Source organism: Pseudomonas sp. NFACC56-3, from assembly GCF_900100025.1.
In the GTDB taxonomy this organism is placed as follows: domain Bacteria; phylum Pseudomonadota; class Gammaproteobacteria; order Pseudomonadales; family Pseudomonadaceae; genus Aquipseudomonas; species Aquipseudomonas fluorescens_AA.
In genome coordinates this window covers 267,062-283,006 of the sequence record NZ_FMTK01000005.1, presented here as the reverse complement: position 1 = coordinate 283,006, position 15,945 = coordinate 267,062, and the positions used below count along the sequence as shown (strand labels likewise).

The 15,945-nt window shown below is 62.1% G+C and carries 13 protein-coding genes and 1 pseudogene; 8 read left to right on the top strand and 6 right to left on the bottom strand.

What is annotated here, in order from left to right:
- Positions 1–254 precede the first annotated feature (254 nt).
- Both BLO80_RS10445 and BLO80_RS10440 read right to left on the bottom strand, forming a co-directional pair.
- Positions 255–1,529 (bottom strand): glucarate dehydratase family protein, encoded by a 1,275-nt coding sequence (locus tag BLO80_RS10445; RefSeq protein WP_092327884.1) that lies wholly within the window; start codon positions 1,527–1,529, stop codon positions 255–257.
- Complete coding sequence (locus tag BLO80_RS10440) at positions 1,526–2,941, bottom strand: MFS transporter (RefSeq protein WP_092252213.1); 1,416 nt, start codon at positions 2,939–2,941, stop codon at positions 1,526–1,528. The genes BLO80_RS10445 and BLO80_RS10440 overlap by 4 nt, the downstream gene beginning before the upstream one ends.
- A gap of 90 nt (positions 2,942–3,031) precedes the next feature.
- On the opposite strand from BLO80_RS10440, the gene BLO80_RS10435 reads away from it, so the two are divergent.
- Positions 3,032–3,928: a LysR family transcriptional regulator gene (locus tag BLO80_RS10435; protein WP_092327883.1), complete on the top strand. Its 897-nt coding sequence runs from the start codon at positions 3,032–3,034 to the stop codon at positions 3,926–3,928.
- 82 nt (positions 3,929–4,010) lie between these two features.
- On the opposite strand, the gene BLO80_RS10430 is transcribed toward BLO80_RS10435, so the two are convergent.
- Positions 4,011–4,913, bottom strand: coding sequence for an ADP-ribosylglycohydrolase family protein (locus tag BLO80_RS10430; protein ID WP_092327881.1), 903 nt, complete (start codon positions 4,911–4,913; stop codon positions 4,011–4,013).
- Between the two features lie 147 nt (positions 4,914–5,060).
- On the opposite strand from BLO80_RS10430, the pseudogene BLO80_RS10425 reads away from it, so the two are divergent.
- A pseudogene (locus BLO80_RS10425) lies at positions 5,061–5,312 on the top strand (nuclear transport factor 2 family protein); the annotation flags it as partial.
- Positions 5,313–5,407: 95 nt separating this feature from the next.
- Here the strand turns inward: BLO80_RS10425 and BLO80_RS10420 are convergent.
- Entirely contained in the window at positions 5,408–6,331 is a 924-nt protein-coding gene (locus BLO80_RS10420; RefSeq protein ID WP_092327880.1) for a LysR family transcriptional regulator, read from the bottom strand.
- 128 nt (positions 6,332–6,459) lie between these two features.
- On the opposite strand from BLO80_RS10420, the gene BLO80_RS10415 reads away from it, so the two are divergent.
- Positions 6,460–6,666 (top strand): tautomerase family protein, encoded by a 207-nt coding sequence (locus BLO80_RS10415; RefSeq protein ID WP_092327878.1) that lies wholly within the window; start codon positions 6,460–6,462, stop codon positions 6,664–6,666.
- A 304-nt stretch (positions 6,667–6,970) separates the two neighbouring features.
- Positions 6,971–7,705, top strand: a complete 735-nt coding sequence (locus BLO80_RS10410; protein WP_092327877.1) for an SDR family NAD(P)-dependent oxidoreductase — start codon at positions 6,971–6,973, stop codon at positions 7,703–7,705.
- Positions 7,706–7,762: 57 nt separating this feature from the next.
- On the opposite strand, the gene BLO80_RS10405 is transcribed toward BLO80_RS10410, so the two are convergent.
- The gene (locus tag BLO80_RS10405) at positions 7,763–9,904 is read right to left on the bottom strand and encodes a TonB-dependent siderophore receptor (protein ID WP_092327875.1); all 2,142 of its coding nucleotides are present in this window, start codon (positions 9,902–9,904) and stop codon (positions 7,763–7,765) included.
- 259 nt (positions 9,905–10,163) lie between these two features.
- A complete protein-coding gene (locus BLO80_RS10400) occupies positions 10,164–11,555 on the bottom strand; it encodes an aminotransferase-like domain-containing protein (protein ID WP_092327874.1) in 1,392 nt (463 codons plus the stop codon).
- 143 nt (positions 11,556–11,698) lie between these two features.
- On the opposite strand from BLO80_RS10400, the gene BLO80_RS10395 reads away from it, so the two are divergent.
- From BLO80_RS10395 to BLO80_RS10380, 4 genes are all read left to right on the top strand, one after another.
- Positions 11,699–12,865 carry an MFS transporter gene (locus BLO80_RS10395; RefSeq protein ID WP_092327872.1) on the top strand — a complete coding sequence of 389 codons (1,167 nt, stop codon included), beginning with the start codon at positions 11,699–11,701 and terminating at the stop codon, positions 12,863–12,865.
- A gap of 119 nt (positions 12,866–12,984) precedes the next feature.
- Positions 12,985–13,656, top strand: a complete 672-nt coding sequence (locus BLO80_RS10390; RefSeq protein ID WP_092327870.1) for a GntR family transcriptional regulator — start codon at positions 12,985–12,987, stop codon at positions 13,654–13,656.
- 112 nt (positions 13,657–13,768) lie between these two features.
- Positions 13,769–14,701, top strand: coding sequence for a 4-hydroxyproline epimerase (locus tag BLO80_RS10385; RefSeq protein ID WP_092327869.1), 933 nt, complete (start codon positions 13,769–13,771; stop codon positions 14,699–14,701).
- Positions 14,698–15,813, top strand: coding sequence for an NAD(P)/FAD-dependent oxidoreductase (locus BLO80_RS10380; protein WP_092327937.1), 1,116 nt, complete (start codon positions 14,698–14,700; stop codon positions 15,811–15,813). The genes BLO80_RS10385 and BLO80_RS10380 overlap by 4 nt, the downstream gene beginning before the upstream one ends.
- Positions 15,814–15,945: the final 132 nt, after the last annotated feature.

Here is a 15,945-nt window from a genome sequence, read left to right as displayed (position 1 = left end):
GCGAGGTCGACGGGCGCGACAGCTTGGGTGTAAGACTGCCTTGCCGACGGCTGCGATACTTTGGGTGTGGGCCGGTTGTCCTGCTTATTGTGGGAGCGAGCTTGCTCGCGATGGTGGCAGGTCATTCAACAATACGGTTGGCTGACACAGCGCTATCGCGAGCAAGCTCGCTCCCACAGGTTTGCACCGTGTTGCTTTTGTGGTGAGGGGGCTTGCTCCCGCTGGGCTGCGCAGCAGGCCCCCTCGCTATCAGCTCAGAACCTCGGCTTGACGGTCTTCCACTCCGGCCGGTAGCGCTGCATCTGCCGCACATCGTCGCGCTGGCGGATGCCGCAACTGAGGAACTGGTCATGCAGCTTGCCCAATTGATCCCGGTCCAGTTCCAAGCCAAGGCCCGGCGCCCGGGTGATCTTCACGCAGCCGTCGACAATCGGCAGTTTGCCGCCCTTGATCACTTCTTCATCCGGTTCCTGCCACGGGTAATGGGTGTCGCAGGCGTAGTCCAGGTTCGGCACCGCGGCCGCCACGTGGGCCATGGCCATGAGGCTGATGCCCAGGTGCGAGTTCGAATGCATCGATACGCCCAGGCCGAAGGTGCTGCACATTTTCGCCAGGGCCTGGGTGTCCCGCAGACCACCCCAGTAATGGTGGTCGGCCAAGACGATCTGCACGCTGTCCAGGGCCACGCTGCGGCGGAACTCATCGAAATCGGTGACCACCATATTGGTCGCCAGCGGCAGCCCCGTGCGTTTGTGCAGTTCGGCCATGCCTTCCAGCCCTGGCGTCGGGTCTTCGTAATACTGCAGGTCATCCCCCAACAGCTCGGCCATGCGAATCGAGGTTTCCAGGGACCAGTTACCGTTGGGGTCAATGCGCAACGGGTAGCCGGGAAAGGCCTGTTTCAGCGCCTTGATGCAAGCGACTTCATGTTCCGGATCGAGGGCGCCGGCCTTGAGCTTGATGCTCTTGAAGCCATAATCCTGGATCATCCGCCGGGCCTGGGCGACGATCTGCCGTTCGTTGAGCGCCTCGCCCCAACTGTCGGGCGGGTACGGCGAATCGATGTGCTCGGCGTATTTGAAAAACAGGTAGGCACTGAACGGGATCTCCTCGCGAATCGCGCCGCCCAGCAGGTCCACCAGCGGCACGTTCAGGGAGTGGGCCTGCAAATCCAGACAGGCCACTTCGAACGCCGAGTAAGCATTGCTCACCGCCTTGCTCGCATGGGAGCCCGGCGCCAGTTCGGCACCGGCAACGCTGGCCGGTTTCTGCGCGGCGACGGTCGCCTGGACGATGGCCCGCAACTGATTGAGGTTGAACGGGTCCAGGCCGATCAACTGGCTCTGCAACTGCTGCTGGATCGCCAGGGCCGGGGCATCGCCGTAGCTCTCCCCCAGGCCGATGTAACCGTTGTCGCTCTCGATCTCGATGATCGAGCGCAGCGCGAACGGCTCATGGATACCGCTGGCGTTGAGCAAGGGTGGATCGCGAAAAGCGATGGGTGTCACGGTGATGCGTTTGATCTTCATACAGCGGCTCCCGATGGGCCAGGGTTCAAGGCTTGGTTTTTTTCCGGCTGATTGGCTTCGGCAACGGTTTCGGGCCGGCCGGACAGTGAGTTCGGGGTATCGCGCTTCGGCGTGGTGCGGGCGAAAAAGATCACCACGGCGGCGACGAGCGAGGTGGCGGCCAGCCCATACAGGCCACCTTCGATAGAGCCGGTGGTCTGCTCCAGGAAACCGAAAGCCGTGGGCGCGACGAAGCCGCCGAGGTTGCCGATGGAGTTGATCAGGGCGATCACCGCCGCCGCGATGCGCGCATCCAGGTAACCCTGAGGGATCGGCCAGAACAACGCCGACGCCGCCTTGAAACCAATCGCCGCGAAACAGATCGCCACGAAGGCGAAGATCGGCCCGCCGGTGGTGGACATGAACATGCCGAACGCGGCGACCACCAGCGTCACCGCGACCCACGCCTGCTGGAATTTCCATTTGCCGGCCAGGGCCGCGAAGCCGTACATCGCGACGATGGAAATGATCCATGGAATGGAGTTGAGCAAGCCGACCTGGAAGTCACCCAGGTTACCCATTTTCTTGATCATGCTCGGTAGCCAGAACGTGGCGCCGTAGATGGTCAGGGCGATGGAAAAGTAGATGAAACAGAACAGCGCGATCTGTCGGTCGGCCAGCAACTTGAACATCGACGGCTTGATCACTTGCGCCGCTTCCCGGGCCCGCTGCTCTTCGGCGATGGCGGCGATCAATACGGCTTTCTCTTCAGCCGTCAGCCATTTGGCCTGGCTCGGGTGCGATTGCAGCCAGAACCAGACGAACCCGCACAGCACGATGGAGGCGAAACCTTCGATCAGGAACATCCACTGCCAGCCATGCAGGCCCATCCCGCTGATGTGCAGCAAGGCGCCAGACACCGGGCCGGAAATCACCGAGGCGATGGCCGAACCGCTGAGGAAGATCGCCATCGCCTTGCCGCGCTCGTTGGCGGGCAGCCACTGGGTGAAGTAGTAGATGATGCCGGGAAAGAAGCCCGCCTCCGCCGCGCCGAGAATGAAGCGCAGCACATAGAAGCTGGTTTCACCTTGCACAAAGGCCATGGCCATCGCCGCCGCGCCCCAGGTGAACATGATGCGCGTCAGCCAGGCCCGCGCGCCGTAGCGTTGCAGCAGCATGTTGGACGGGACTTCGAACAGCGCGTAGCCGACGAAGAACAACCCGGCGCCAAGCCCATAGGCGGCAGCGCCGATGCCCAGGTCGGTTTCCATATGGCTGCGCACGAAGCCGATGTTGACCCGGTCGATGTAGTTGACGATGAACATCACCACCACCAACGGCAGTACATGACGTTTGACCTTGGCCGCCGCGAGCGCCAGGGTGCTGTCATGGGTGGAGTCCGTTACGTTATTCAAGGGGTGCCTCCCGATCATTGTTTTTGTGGGGAACGGGACGATGATGGACGCGGTGGATTGTTCCCGTCTAATCTAACTTGGCACTTGATTGATACCTGGATTGAATTAATGTTTGAACTGGCCCAGTTGCGCTGCTTCACCACCGTGGCGACCGAACTCAACTTCCGTCGCGCCGCCGAACGCCTGAACATGACCCAGCCACCGCTGAGCCGGCAGATCCAATTGCTGGAACATCACCTGGGCGTTGAACTGTTCACCCGCAGCACCCGCAGCGTGGCACTCACCGCCGCCGGCCGGGCGTTTTTCATCGAAACGCAAAACCTGTTGGAACAGGCGCAACAAGCCGCCGTGGCGGCCCGGCGTTTCGCCCAGGGCGACATCGGTTCGGTGACCATCAGCTTCGTCGGCAGCGCGGTGTACGAGTTCTTGCCCAAGGTGATTGCCGAAGCGCGGTTGAAGCAGCCGCAGGTCAAGATCGTCCTCGCGGAGATGAACACCTACCAGCAGCACGAAGCCTTGCGGGCACGGCGCATCGACCTGGGCATCGTCCGCTCGCCGCTGCTGGAAACCGGCTATGCCACTGAATGCCTGGTGCGCGAACCCTTCGTGCTGGCGGTCCCCGCCGGGCATCCCCTGGCGTCTGCCGACACGGTGAGCGTCCAGGACCTGGACGCCCAGCCGTTCCTCATGTACTCCCACTCCGCCTACCCGCCCTTCAACGAACTGCTCACCGGCATGCTCCGCTCGGCCCGGGTCGCGCCGCAATTCGTGCAATGGTTGGGGTCGTCGCTGACGATCCTGGCCCTGGTCAACGCCGGCATGGGCCTGGCCCTGGTCCCGCGTTGCGCCACCAGCGTGGTGTTCAAGCAGGTGGTGTTTCGCGAGATTGACCTGGGCGAAGGGGTGCAGAGCGAGTTGCACCTGGTGTGGCGCGAGGACAACGACAACCCGGCGTTTTCCATGTTGCTGGAAGGGATTAGGGGAGCGGTTCGCGAAGGGTTGTGAAGGCGGAGCCCCATTGCCCATGCTGCCGGCTGACTCCGCAAGATCCACATCGAGCCGTAAAACCTTTTACTTGAAAAGCGGCTCAGGCCTGCGAGTGGAACGCATCTGCCATGGCTTCGATCTCCTGTCGCATCCACAACTTCTGCAACCAATCGGAGGGAATAGCCTGCATCCCATAAAATGCCCCCGCCACCTGACCTACAATGGCAGCGGTGGTGTCAGCGTCATCGCCCAGGTTTGTCGCGGCCAGCACCGCATCAGTGAAACTGTCCGTCTGATGAAAGCACCACAGCGCCGCTTCCAAGGAAGCCACCGAATAACCGGTGCCTGACACTTCACTTCGAACTTTTCCCTGATACGCCCCTTGGGCGAGCGCTATCACTTTAGCCTCGGTCAGTTGCTCGGATAACACACGCAACACATCCGCCTTTGAAGCACCGGTCAATGCGTTGGCAATGACATCAGCCAACACCAGGCAACACTCCACCGCCTCTGCTGCCCCATGGGTTGTACGCGAACTCAGAGCCGCAAAATCGCGAATGCGTTTGCGATCCGGATAAAAGAACAACACAACCGGTGCCAAGCGCATAAGCGAGCCATTGCCAGCCGTATCAGCAGCGGTATCCCCCGCGAATGGGTCGCCATGGGACTGATAGCGTTCCAGTGCACCGCGAACGGTCATGCCAATGTCAAAGCAATCACCAGTGGAGCTCAGATAACCCCAATGCCACCAATTGAGGTATCGGCCCATCTGGTCTGCCGCATCAAAACCACGCTTTTGCAACAGGCTCTCAGCCAGACACAAAGCCATCGATGTGTCATCGGTCCATTGGCCAGGCTTGAGACTGAAGGGGCCGCCACCAACCATGTCGGTCACAGGGAGAAAGGAATCCCGTGGATGGAATTCAACAGTAGTGCCAACGGCGTCACCACACGCCAAGCCCAGTAAGCATCCGCGATAGCGGTCTGAAAGTGTCGGGGACATCCTGATTCCTTCTGTTTCGAGTTCGTCCGCGCAGGAGCGGCGTACAACCAGCGAGATGATAACGGCTGGGCATGCCCAAGGAACCTGATCGTCATCTCTTGATTGAAAACGCAACGTACATCCACTCGTCAGTTTCCCTATCCCGAGACAAGCAATATCCAGGACAAGAAAGCCTTCATCGCCGACATCGAAACCGGCAAGAGCGCATTCAAGACCCTGGAAATGCAGAACCAGAAAATCACCTTGTCAGGTGATGTGGCGCTGGTGCGCAACCACTTCTCGGCCCAGGCGCTTAAGGGCACCGAAGTGGTGCCAACGGAAATCGAGAACTTCCAGATCTGGCAGAAGCAGAAGAATGGCAAGTGGCTGCTGATTGGCCGTCAGGCGTTTCGGTTCTGATGGGGAAATTTTCTGCAAAGCCTCCTGTCAACTTGAAGGCGCTGTGACTCATTGTGTCGAGGGGATTTATCCCCTCGCCACAGATCACAATCACCTCAATCCGCGGCCCACTGCTCCCGGTACTGCAGTAGAAAATCCACGAAAGCACGCACCCGTTGCGGCACATATCGGCCATGGGGATACAGCAAGGTAAACGGACGCGAGCGCCCTGCAAAAGGCGCAAGTACCTCCACCAATTGCCCATTGGCCAGCTCCTGCTCCACGATGAATTTGTAGGTCTGGAACAAGCCGGCGCCATGTTTGGCCAGCGTCACGCCGCCGAGCACGTCGTCCGAACAGCAGTACCCTCCTTCGCCGAATATCTCCTTTTCCTTGCCCTCGACATTGAACAACCAGGAAATCCGTCGCCCGTTGCTGGGCAATTCGAACTGGATGCACTCGTGGTCGTCCAGGTCTTCAAGAACCTGCGGCGTGCCGGCCTTGCGCAGGTAAGCCGGGGACGCGACCACCACCAGTTTCGCGTCTTCCAGCAGACGGGCGATCATCGACGAGTCCGGCTGGGCCCGCACCCGGATGGCGAGGTCATAGCCTTCGGCGACGAAATCGATGTTTCGATTGCTCAGGTGCAGGTCCACGCTGACCTGCGGGTACAGCGCCCGAAAGGCCGGCAGCAACGGCAGGATCCGATGATGCCCGTAGGTGGTGGGCAGGCTGATGCGCAGTTGCCCGGACGGCACCGATTGGGCGCCCATCATTTCCTGTTGCGCCTCGACCAGTTGCGTCAGCGCTTGCCGGCATTGTTCGAAATAGGTCTTGCCGGCTTCGGTCAGGCGGATGCTGCGGGTGGTGCGCACGAAAAGCCGTGAGCCCAGGCGCTCTTCCAGGCGAAAGATCGAGCGGCTCACCGCCGCCGGGGTAACCCCCGCCAACTGCGCCGCGGCCGTGAAACTGCCCGCCTCCGCCGCGAGGCAGAACAGTTCTATGCTGCCCAACTGCAGGTCTTCGAAATGCCGCTTCATGATTCGTTACACCGCGTATCAACTGAAGTTTCCAAAGGCCTGTTTATCAGCCCGTGGCGTATAAATACAGTGGCCTCGCAACACGCGGGCGTTGTCCTGCGTTCATTTCCCATCAGTTGGAGTGCAACATGCCTTTCGTCAACGTACGAATTACCCGAGATGGCGTCACCCGTGAACAGAAAGCCCAGGTGATTGCCGAAATCACCGAAACCCTCCAGCGCGTGCTGGGCAAGGACCCTCACTTGACCCATATCGTGATCGAGGAAGTCGACACCGATAACTGGGGATACGCGGGGATGACGACGACGGCGTATCGAAGTCTTCCCAAGGAGTAGCGCTCCACCCTTGCGAGCCCGGTCCGATTGACCGGGCTTTTTTCTGCCTGCCAGCCGGGAACATTGTGGGAGCGAGCTTGCTCGCGATGGCGGCGTGTCAGTCAACATCACTCCCGACCGACCTGACGCCATCGCGAGCAAGCTCGCTCCCACAGGGGGACGTGTTGTCCTTGTCATTGATTACATGACGTATCAACTCAAGTACCAGAAGTCTTATTTATCAAACCCTGAGGCATCAATACCCTGAGCTCAACCACCGCCATACAGACGCATCGGTTCCATTCAATGTGATCAGGAGTCAATCATGAGCCTCAACAAAACCGTCATCATCACCGGCGCTTCCAGCGGGATCGGCCTGGGTTTGGTCAAGGCGTTCCTGGCCCGGGGGTATAACGTGGTGGGCAATGCCCGCTCCCCGTCCGGACTGGACGCTGCCGCCGCCCAGCTCGGTCACCCGGCCGGTTTCATGGGTGTGGCCGGCGACATCGCTGACCCGGCCACTTCAACCGCCCTCATCGCCCAAGCTGTCGAGGCCTTTGGCGCCGTTGACGGGCTGGTGAACAACGCCGGTTTCTTCCTGCCGAAACCCTTCGTCGAATACAGCCCCCAGGACCTGGACGCGCTGCTGGACACCAACCTCAAGGGTCTCGTCTACGCCAGCCAGGCCGCTGCCGCGCACATGATCGGCCGTCAGCGCGGCTTCATCATCAACATTTCAGCCGCCGTGGCCCTGCAGCCGAACATCCAGGTCCCGGCTGCGCTGCCCGTGTTGATCAAGGGCGGCGTCAACCAGATGACCCGCGCCCTGGCCCTGGAACTGTCGCCCCACAACATCAAGGTCAACGCGGTCGCTCCCGGCATCATCGACACGCCCATGCACGACCCGGCGCACCGCGACTTCCTCGACAACCTGGCCCCGGCCGGTCGCGTGGGCACCATCGAGGAAATTGCCGAGGCCGTGTTGTACCTGGCGGGCGCTGATTTCACGACGGGCGCGATACTGCCGGTGGACGGTGGGATGAGCACCGGCAAGTGGTAGGAAAAACTGTGGGAGCGAGCTTGCTCGCTCCCAGCTGGACTGCGACTGCGCGCGACTTCAAAGGGTGTAGGAAATCCCGGCCTGTACCGTCCGCGGTGCACCTGGGTAGGCGTAGACGTTCCCGAAAGCGCCTTCTTCGTAGTCGGCATCAAACAGGTTCTTCAGGTCCAGGTTGAGGCGGATCCGTTCGTTGACCTTGTAGTAGCCGAGCAGGTCCACCACCGTGTAGCTGTCCATGGAGAATGCATTCGCCGCAGTCTGGCCGGCCCGTTCATCCACATACTTGGCGCCCAGCCCCAGGCCCAGCCCTTTGAGGCCGCCATCCTGGAACTCATAGACGTTCAACAGGCTGAAAGTGTTCTTGGGCACGTTGAGCAGGCGGGTGCCGGACGGGATATTGATGTCCTTGGTCACTTCGGCATCCACATAGGCGTAACCACCAATCACGCGCCATTGCGGCGTCAGGTTGCCCGCCACGTTCAGGTCAAAACCACGGCTGCGCACTTCGCCAGCGGCCACGCTGAAGGCGGAATCCACCGGGTCAGTGGTGAGCACGTTACGTTTTTCGATCTGATACACCGCCGCATCGACGCTCAACTGACGATCCAAGGCCTCCCACTTGATCCCCATCTCATAGGACTTGCCCTCTTCCGGCTTGAACCCGCCACCTGCGCGACTGGCACCGTTGTTAGGCTTGAACGAGCGCGCGGTATTGGCATAGACCGCCACGGTGTCGGTCAGGTCGTAGATCATACCCAGGCGCGGGGTGACGGCGCTGTCGGTGACATCCCAGTTCCGACTACCAGGCGGGTTCTGGGGGACGAAACTCTCATACTGATGCTCGAATCGCTCAAACCGCGCCCCCGCCAGCAACTTCAAACGCTCCGTCAACGCCACCTGATCCTGGACGAACACGCCAAACGTCTTGAGGTTCTCCTGGTCATCGGTGGGTGTGCGCGTCAATGCCGGGCGTGGCTGGCCATACACCGGGTCGAAGATATCGATCGGGTAGGCACCGGTGCCCGCGGCGGAACGCTGGATGATGGACTGGTAGTCGTAGTCTTCATACTCGACGCCCGTCAACAACGTGTGCTCGAACCCGCCCGTGGAAAAATGCCCGGTGAGGTTGAGTTGGGTGTCCCGATCGGTCCACTCCAATTTGCGGTAGTTGAAGTTACGCCCCAGGGTGCGGCCGTCGGCGGCGATGCCGTTGCCTTCGATGGCATTGCCCTGCAAGGAGCCGTCGAGCCACTGGGTACCGCCAGCCAGGGTCCAGTCGTCGTTGAGCATGTGCTCGAAACGCACCTGCAGCATGTTGTTGTCGTTGTGCAGCTTGCCGGCATCTTTCTCGCCGAAGAACGTATCGCGCGAGGCGGTGCCGCGCTGGCCGGCGTAATGGGTCAGCCCACGATCCAGCGGCGCATTGTTGCGCATGAAATCACCTTCGAAAATCAGGCGCGTGGTGTCATTGATCTGCCAGGAGACCACCGGCGCGACGCCGTAGCGCTCGGTCTCGACGTGGTCGCGGAACGTATCGCCGCCCTCGCCGATCACGTTCAAGCGATAAGCCAGGCGCCCTTCTTCGTCCAATGGGCCGGACGCATCCAGCGTACCGCGACGCATCCCCTGATCGCTGAGCTGGCTGCCCAGGGTCACCGTACGCTCGGCCAACGGCTGCTTGGACACCACGTTGAAGGTACCGCCCGGATCGCCACGGCCATAGAGCATGGTGGCCGGGCCGCGCAGGACTTCCAGCCGCTCGATGGTGTTGGCGTCCGGCATGTTCGGGTAGCCACGGTTGATCGGGAAACCGTTGCGGTAGAACTCCCCGGTGGTGAAACCGCGCACAGTAAAGGTGGTCAGGCCCTGGCCGCCAAAATTGTTCGCCCGGCCCACGCCGCCGGCGTAATCGAGAGCATCCTGCAAGCGTGTGGCACTCAGGTCTTCGACCACGTCGCGGGACACCACGGAAATGGATTGCGGGGTTTCATGAATCGCCGTGTCGGTACGGGTGGCACTGGCCGAACGGGTGGCGTGATAGCCCTTCACCGGTCCCTGTGCCGATTCATAGTCGGCGCTACCGACGATATCCGTGGCTTGCAACTCAAGGGAAGCCGGCTTGGCAGGGACCGGCTGTTCGGCCCAGGTGGAAACGGAATAAGCCTGGAGCACACACAGTGAAACGAGAATCCGACGCATCGATGCACAATCCTAATGGAAAAAAGCCTCCACATCGGGAGGCTGACAAGAATGTGTCGCGAAAGATACAGCAACTCATTGCTGTTTGATATTTATTCCCATTAACGCTGATCTTTTTTGTGACCGGTCAGTCCGTCATCGCGAGCAAGCTCGCTGCCACAGGGATCTTCGATGGCTACAAGCCTTGTGTTTGGCCCCTGATCCCTCCCTGTGGGAGCAAAGCTTGCTCGCGATGGCGCCAGAACAATCTCCCCATGCTCTACTGGCCCCCCACAATCGACTCCTGCTCCACCCGCTGGAAGAACACCTGCGCACGATGATCCTGGGTATAGGCCACATTCAACCGCAACCAATCGCACGCCTCCCCCTGGGGCAGGAACGTCGAGCCTTGGGACAGTTGGATCTGCAACTCCCTGGCGATCTGCTGCACCCGTTGCGCCGCCAGGCACCGAGGCCTGGCCCAGACGAACATCCCCCCCATCGGCTCGGCAAACACCTCCCAGTGGGCCGGGTCCAGTTGGCGCAGCGTAGTTGCCATCTGCTTGTTCAGGCGTTGGCGCAAGCGCTGGATCAGCTTGCGATAGGCACCGTTGGCCAGCAACGTCGCTACCACGTTTTCCGCCAGTAGCGAACAACCGATGCCGGTAATCATCTTGACTTCGGCCAGGCGCCGGATGATATCGGGCTGGGCGACCACGTAACCGATGCGCAGCGAACTGGACAAGGTCTTGGAAAAACTCGCCAGGTAGATCACCCGGTCCAGGGCATCCAGGGAGGCCAGGCGGGACGTCGGGCCATTCTGGAAATCGGCGTAGATGTCGTCCTCGATGAGACGAAAGTCATGGGCCGTCGCCAGTTGCAGCAGACGATAGGCCACGCTCGGCGCCAGGCTGGTGCCGGTGGGGTTTTGGTACATGCTGTTGATGAAGAAATACGAGGGTTTGTGCTCGACGAGAAGCTGTTCCAGGCGGGCGATGTCCGGGCCTTGGGCGGTTCTCGGCACCGCCACGGTCTTGACCCCCTGCAGCCTCAGCAGATTGAACAGGTTGTAGTAGCCGGGGCTTTCCACCAGCACCAGGTCGCCGGGCTTGAGCAGGGTTCGCACCAACAGGTCGAGGCCCTGGCTGGCGCCTTGGGTGGTGATGATCTGTGCCGGGTCGACGTGAATGTCGATCAGGCCCAGGCGTTTTTGCAGTTGCAGGCGCAGATGAGGCGAGCCCAACGGGGTGCTGTAGTTGAACAATGCGTGGTTGTCGCTGCGCACCACCTGGCGGATCGCCTGGCCCAGGTCGGTGTCGTCGCGCCAGGCGTCGGGCAGCCAGCCGCAACCGAGCTTGAGCTGCGTCGATTCATTGTCGAACAACCGCCACGACGGATTGTCCGTGTCAGGTAGCGGCTCCACTGGCCGGACCAACTGCTGCGCGACAAAAAAGCCCGCGCCATGCCGAGACTCCAGCACCCCGCTGGCAACCAGTTGGTCATAGGCCTTGATCACGCTCGACAGGCTCAGGCCATTTTCCCGGGCCAGTTGGCGAATAGACGGCATTCGCGCGCCAGGGCGAATGCCATGGGCGTTGATCCAGCCCGTGAGGTGCGTGACGAGCTGCCGGATCATGGGCTCGGCAGTGTAGCGATCAATCTTCAGGTCCACGGCGGGGCACTCTTGGCTAAGTGTTCTCGATTTTCGAGAAAACAGTTAAACACAAATGGCCGGCGTCTGTTCCTTGTTTGCGTTGTGCCCGGCGGTGATAGTCCCCGGGACTTCATGCGCGCCCTTTAAGTTAAGGAACACTCTTGAACCCACAGCATCGACATGCCTGGGGGCTGGCTTTCGGCCTCTGCCTGATCACCCTTGCGGTCAACCTGCAGGCGCCGCTGTACACCACTTATGCGCAGTTGTCCGGCTCCGGGGCCGGGGCCACGGCGGTAGCGTTTTCCGGTTATGTGCTGGGGGTGTTGCCGGTCCTGCTGGCGTTCGGTGGGTTGGCCGACCGGGTGGGCCGCAAGCCGTTGATCCTGGTGGCGCTCGGGTTGTCGATGCTGGCGACGCTGGTGACGTTGCTCTGGCCGAACCTGGTGGCGCTGGGCGTGGCACGCTTGATGATGGGGGTCGGCACGGGGCTGGCCTCGGCCACGTCGACCGCCTATATGACAGAACTCATGGCAACCCGCGATACCCGCTCGCCGGCCAACCGGGTCACCGCCAGCACCTCCCTGGGCTTTGGCCTGGGGGCGGCGTTGACCAGTCTGTTCCTGTTCGTCCATCCCAGCGCCACGCCCGGCAGCTTCTGGTTGCAACTCCTGTTGGCCGCCCTGGCGATTGTCGTGGTCTGGCGGCTACCGGACCCGGCGTTGAAAATCACAGACGCGCCGCTGCTGCGCCTGCCTTTGTTTCCCGCCGGCAGCCTGCCCTACAGCTTTTCCATGCTGTTGGCCTGGGCGACTTCGGGCCTGGTCATCGCCATATTGCCGTCGGTGCTGGCAACCCACGATTTGCAGCGCTGGTCGGGCCTGTCGACCTTCACGGTCATCAGTTGCGGCCTGCTCTTCCAGCCTTGGGTGCGGCGCATGTCGCCGGCCAGGGCCACGGGCCTAGGGCTGTTGATCCTGCCTGCGAGCTACGCGTTGCTGGCCTGGGGCGCGAGCGCCGGCTCCCTGCTCGCCGTGTTGCTGGGAGCGCTGGGCGCCAGCAGCGCTTGCTACGGTTTCCTGTACCTGGGTGGGTTGTCGGCCGTCACGGCCATGGCCGGCGCGGAAAAGGCTCGGGTCAGTGCCGGTTTTTTCCTGTTCGCCTATGTCGGGTTCAGCATCCCGGTGGTGGTGACCGGGGTGCTGGCCGATCATTTCGGCGCGGACGTGGCGTTGATCGTGTTCGGCCTGGCGTTGTTGGCTGGGGTGTCTGTTACCGGATGGCGCATCGTCCGGACCGAGGCTTATGTGAGCCACCTGTCCCACGGCTGAACACACCAACCTGTGGCGAGGGAGCTGGCTGAAGGATTGGGGGAAGCCTTGGACAGCTCGACACTGCGCTCGGCAAAGTCGTATACCATATCCCCACCTAAGCCGAACGATCTGCCGCCGTGACTTTATCCAAGTTCAACCTGCCTGACCTGGGCAACACCCCTTCCACCTCGGAAATCATCACCCGCCACCTGCGCGATGCCATCGTGGCTGGGCATTTTGCCGAGGACGAGCCGATTCGCCAGGATGACATCGCCCGCCAGTTCAACGTCAGCAAGATCCCCGTGCGCGAGGCCCTCAAGCGTCTGGAGGCCGAAGGCCTGGTGATGTTCCAGCGCAATCGCGGGGCGATGGTGACGCGCATTTCCGAGGCGGAGCTGGCGCAGATGTTCGAGGTGCGCATGCTCTTGGAAGACAAAGTGCTGCGCCTGGCGATTCCCAACATGACCGAAGACACCTTCGCCCGCGCCGAAAGCATCTGCCGGGAGTTCGTCGGTGAAGACGACGTCGGGCGTTGGGCCGAACTGAACTGGCAACTGCACGCCTGTCTCTACGAACCGGCGCAACGGCCGTTCATGGTGAGCCTGATTCGCTCGGTCCACGACAAGCTGGAGCGATATTTGCGCATGCAGATGAGCCTTTCGGCCGGTAAGGACCGAGCCGATCACGAGCACCGGGAAATCATCAAGGCCTGTCGCGCCGGTGATGTCGAGCGGGCCGTGGCGCTGCTGGACGAACACATTGCCGGGGTCTGCGAGACCTTGTTCAAGTTCCTGCCTTCCACCCATTGATGGGCCAACGCTGTGCCGATTTCGTCATCGACGACAGATAAAACCATCAAGCCGTCGCCCCTGGGCGCGGGCCACGCTTGCCGTCACTCATCTGAACGGACGTGGCCCTCCCATGAAACGCATCACCGTGATCGATTCCCATACCGGCGGCGAACCGACCCGACTGGTCACCGACGGTTTTCCTGACCTGGGCCAGGGCAGCATGGCCGAGCGCAAGCAACGCCTGGCCAGCGAGCATGACGCGTGGCGCACCGCCTGCGTGCTGGAACCCCGGGGCAGCGATGTGCTGGTGGGAGCGCTGCTCTGCGAGCCGGTGGATCCAAGCGCCTGTGCCGGCGTGATCTTTTTCAACAACAGCGGCTACCTGGGTATGTGCGGCCACGGCACCATCGGCCTGGTGGCGTCACTGGCCCACCTGGGCAGGATCGGCCCCGGCGTGCACAGCATCGAAACCCCGGTGGGCACGGTACAGGCAACCTTGCACGAAGACCGCTCGGTCAGCGTGCGCAACGTGCCGGCCTACCGTTACCGCAAGGCACTGGCCCTGGAAGTGCCCGGCATCGGCCAGGTGGTGGGCGATGTGGCCTGGGGCGGCAACTGGTTTTTCCTGATCGCCGAACATGGCCAGCGCGTGGCCGGCGACAACCTCGACGCATTGACCGCCTACACCTACGCCGTACAGCAAGCCTTGGAGCAGCAGGGTTTTCGCGGCGAGGACGGCGGCCTGATCGACCATATCGAACTGTTTGCCGATGACCCGCAAGCCGACAGCCGCAACTTCGTGCTCTGCCCGGGCAAGGCCTATGACCGCTCCCCTTGCGGCACCGGTACCAGCGCCAAACTGGCGTGCCTGGCGGCCGATGGAAAACTGCAGCCCGGGCAGATCTGGCGCCAGGCCAGTGTCATTGGCAGCGAGTTCGAAGGTTCCTACGAACGCTCGGGCGAGCGCATCGTGCCAACCATTCGCGGTCGCGCCTACATCAGCGCCGAAACCACTCTGATCATCGACGCGGACGATCCGTTCGCTTGGGGCATTCGTCCGTGAGCCAGGGCCATGTCGCCGACGTGATCGTCATCGGCGCGGGCATCATTGGCGCGGCCTGTGCCCAGGCATTGGCCCGGCGCAACGTCAACGTGCTGGTGCTGGACGCCGGTTGGCACGGCGCCACGGCGGCCGGCATGGGGCATCTGCTGGTGCTGGATGACAACCCGGCGGAACTGGCCCTCAGTCAATACTCCCTGCAACGCTGGCGCGAACTGGCCCCGGCCCTGCCCGAGGGTTGTGCCTGGCGCAACAACGGCACCTTGTGGCTGGCGGCCAATGCCGAAGAAATGGCCGTGGCCCAGAGCAAATACCTGAACCTGCTGGCCCATGGCGAAGCCTGTGAATTGATCGGCCAAGCCGCTCTGCGTCAGCGTGAACCCGAGCTACGCCAAGGGTTGGAAGGCGGGCTGCTGATCAAGGGCGACGGCATCCTCTACGCTCCGGCGGCCGCCCGCTGGATGCTGGACGCGCCTGACATTCGCCAGCAACGGGCACAGGTCAGCGAAGTCGACGGTCACCGCGTGCGCCTCGGCGACGGTCGCTGGCTGAGCGCCGACGCGGTGGTCCTCGCCAATGGCATCCAGGCCACCGAGTTATGCCCGGAACTGCCGATCGAACCGAAGAAGGGCCACCTGCTGATCACCGACCGCTACCCCGCCACCGTCACTCACACCCTGGTGGAACTGGGCTACGTCACCAGCGCCCATAACGCCAGCGGGCCGTCGGTGGCGTGCAATATCCAACCACGCCCGACCGGACAATTGTTCATCGGCGCCTCACGGCAGTTCGGCACCGTCGATCCGCAGGTGGAAGGCTGGATGCTGGCGAAGATGCTCAAGCGCGCCGTCGAATACATGCCTGGGTTGGCGCATCTGAACGGCATCAGGGCCTGGACCGGTTTTCGCGCAGCGAGCCCCGACGGTTTGCCGCTGGTGGGTCAACATCCGCAACGCAAGGGGCTGTGGCTGGCGGTCGGTCACGAAGGCCTGGGGGTCACCACGGCGCCCGCGACGGCCGACTTGCTGGTGGCGCAGCTGTTCAACGAAACCTCGCCGCTGCCCGCGCAGCCTTACCTGCCGCAGCGTTTCCTGGGAGAACCCGCCCATGCCTGAAGCCCGACACAAGTCCTTGTGGCGAGGGAGCTTGCTCCCGCTGGACTGCGCAGCAGTCCCCTGGATTGGCCTGACACACCGAGTTGTCAGATCGTTGTCGGGGCCGCTGCGCGCCCCAGCGGGAGCAAGTTC

Excerpts from the sequence above, each read along its gene's own strand:
- BLO80_RS10445 (WP_092327884.1), bottom strand. The coding sequence starts at position 1,529 with ATGAAGATCAAACGCATCACCGTGACACCCATCGCTTTTCGCGATCCA.
- BLO80_RS10440 (WP_092252213.1), bottom strand. The coding sequence starts at position 2,941 with ATGATCGGGAGGCACCCCTTGAATAACGTAACGGACTCCACCCATGAC.
- BLO80_RS10435 (WP_092327883.1), top strand. The coding sequence starts at position 3,032 with ATGTTTGAACTGGCCCAGTTGCGCTGCTTCACCACCGTGGCGACCGAA.
- BLO80_RS10430 (WP_092327881.1), bottom strand. The coding sequence starts at position 4,913 with ATGTCCCCGACACTTTCAGACCGCTATCGCGGATGCTTACTGGGCTTG.
- BLO80_RS10420 (WP_092327880.1), bottom strand. The coding sequence starts at position 6,331 with ATGAAGCGGCATTTCGAAGACCTGCAGTTGGGCAGCATAGAACTGTTC.
- BLO80_RS10415 (WP_092327878.1), top strand. The coding sequence starts at position 6,460 with ATGCCTTTCGTCAACGTACGAATTACCCGAGATGGCGTCACCCGTGAA.
- BLO80_RS10410 (WP_092327877.1), top strand. The coding sequence starts at position 6,971 with ATGAGCCTCAACAAAACCGTCATCATCACCGGCGCTTCCAGCGGGATC.
- BLO80_RS10405 (WP_092327875.1), bottom strand. The coding sequence starts at position 9,904 with ATGCGTCGGATTCTCGTTTCACTGTGTGTGCTCCAGGCTTATTCCGTT.
- BLO80_RS10385 (WP_092327869.1), top strand. The coding sequence starts at position 13,769 with ATGAAACGCATCACCGTGATCGATTCCCATACCGGCGGCGAACCGACC.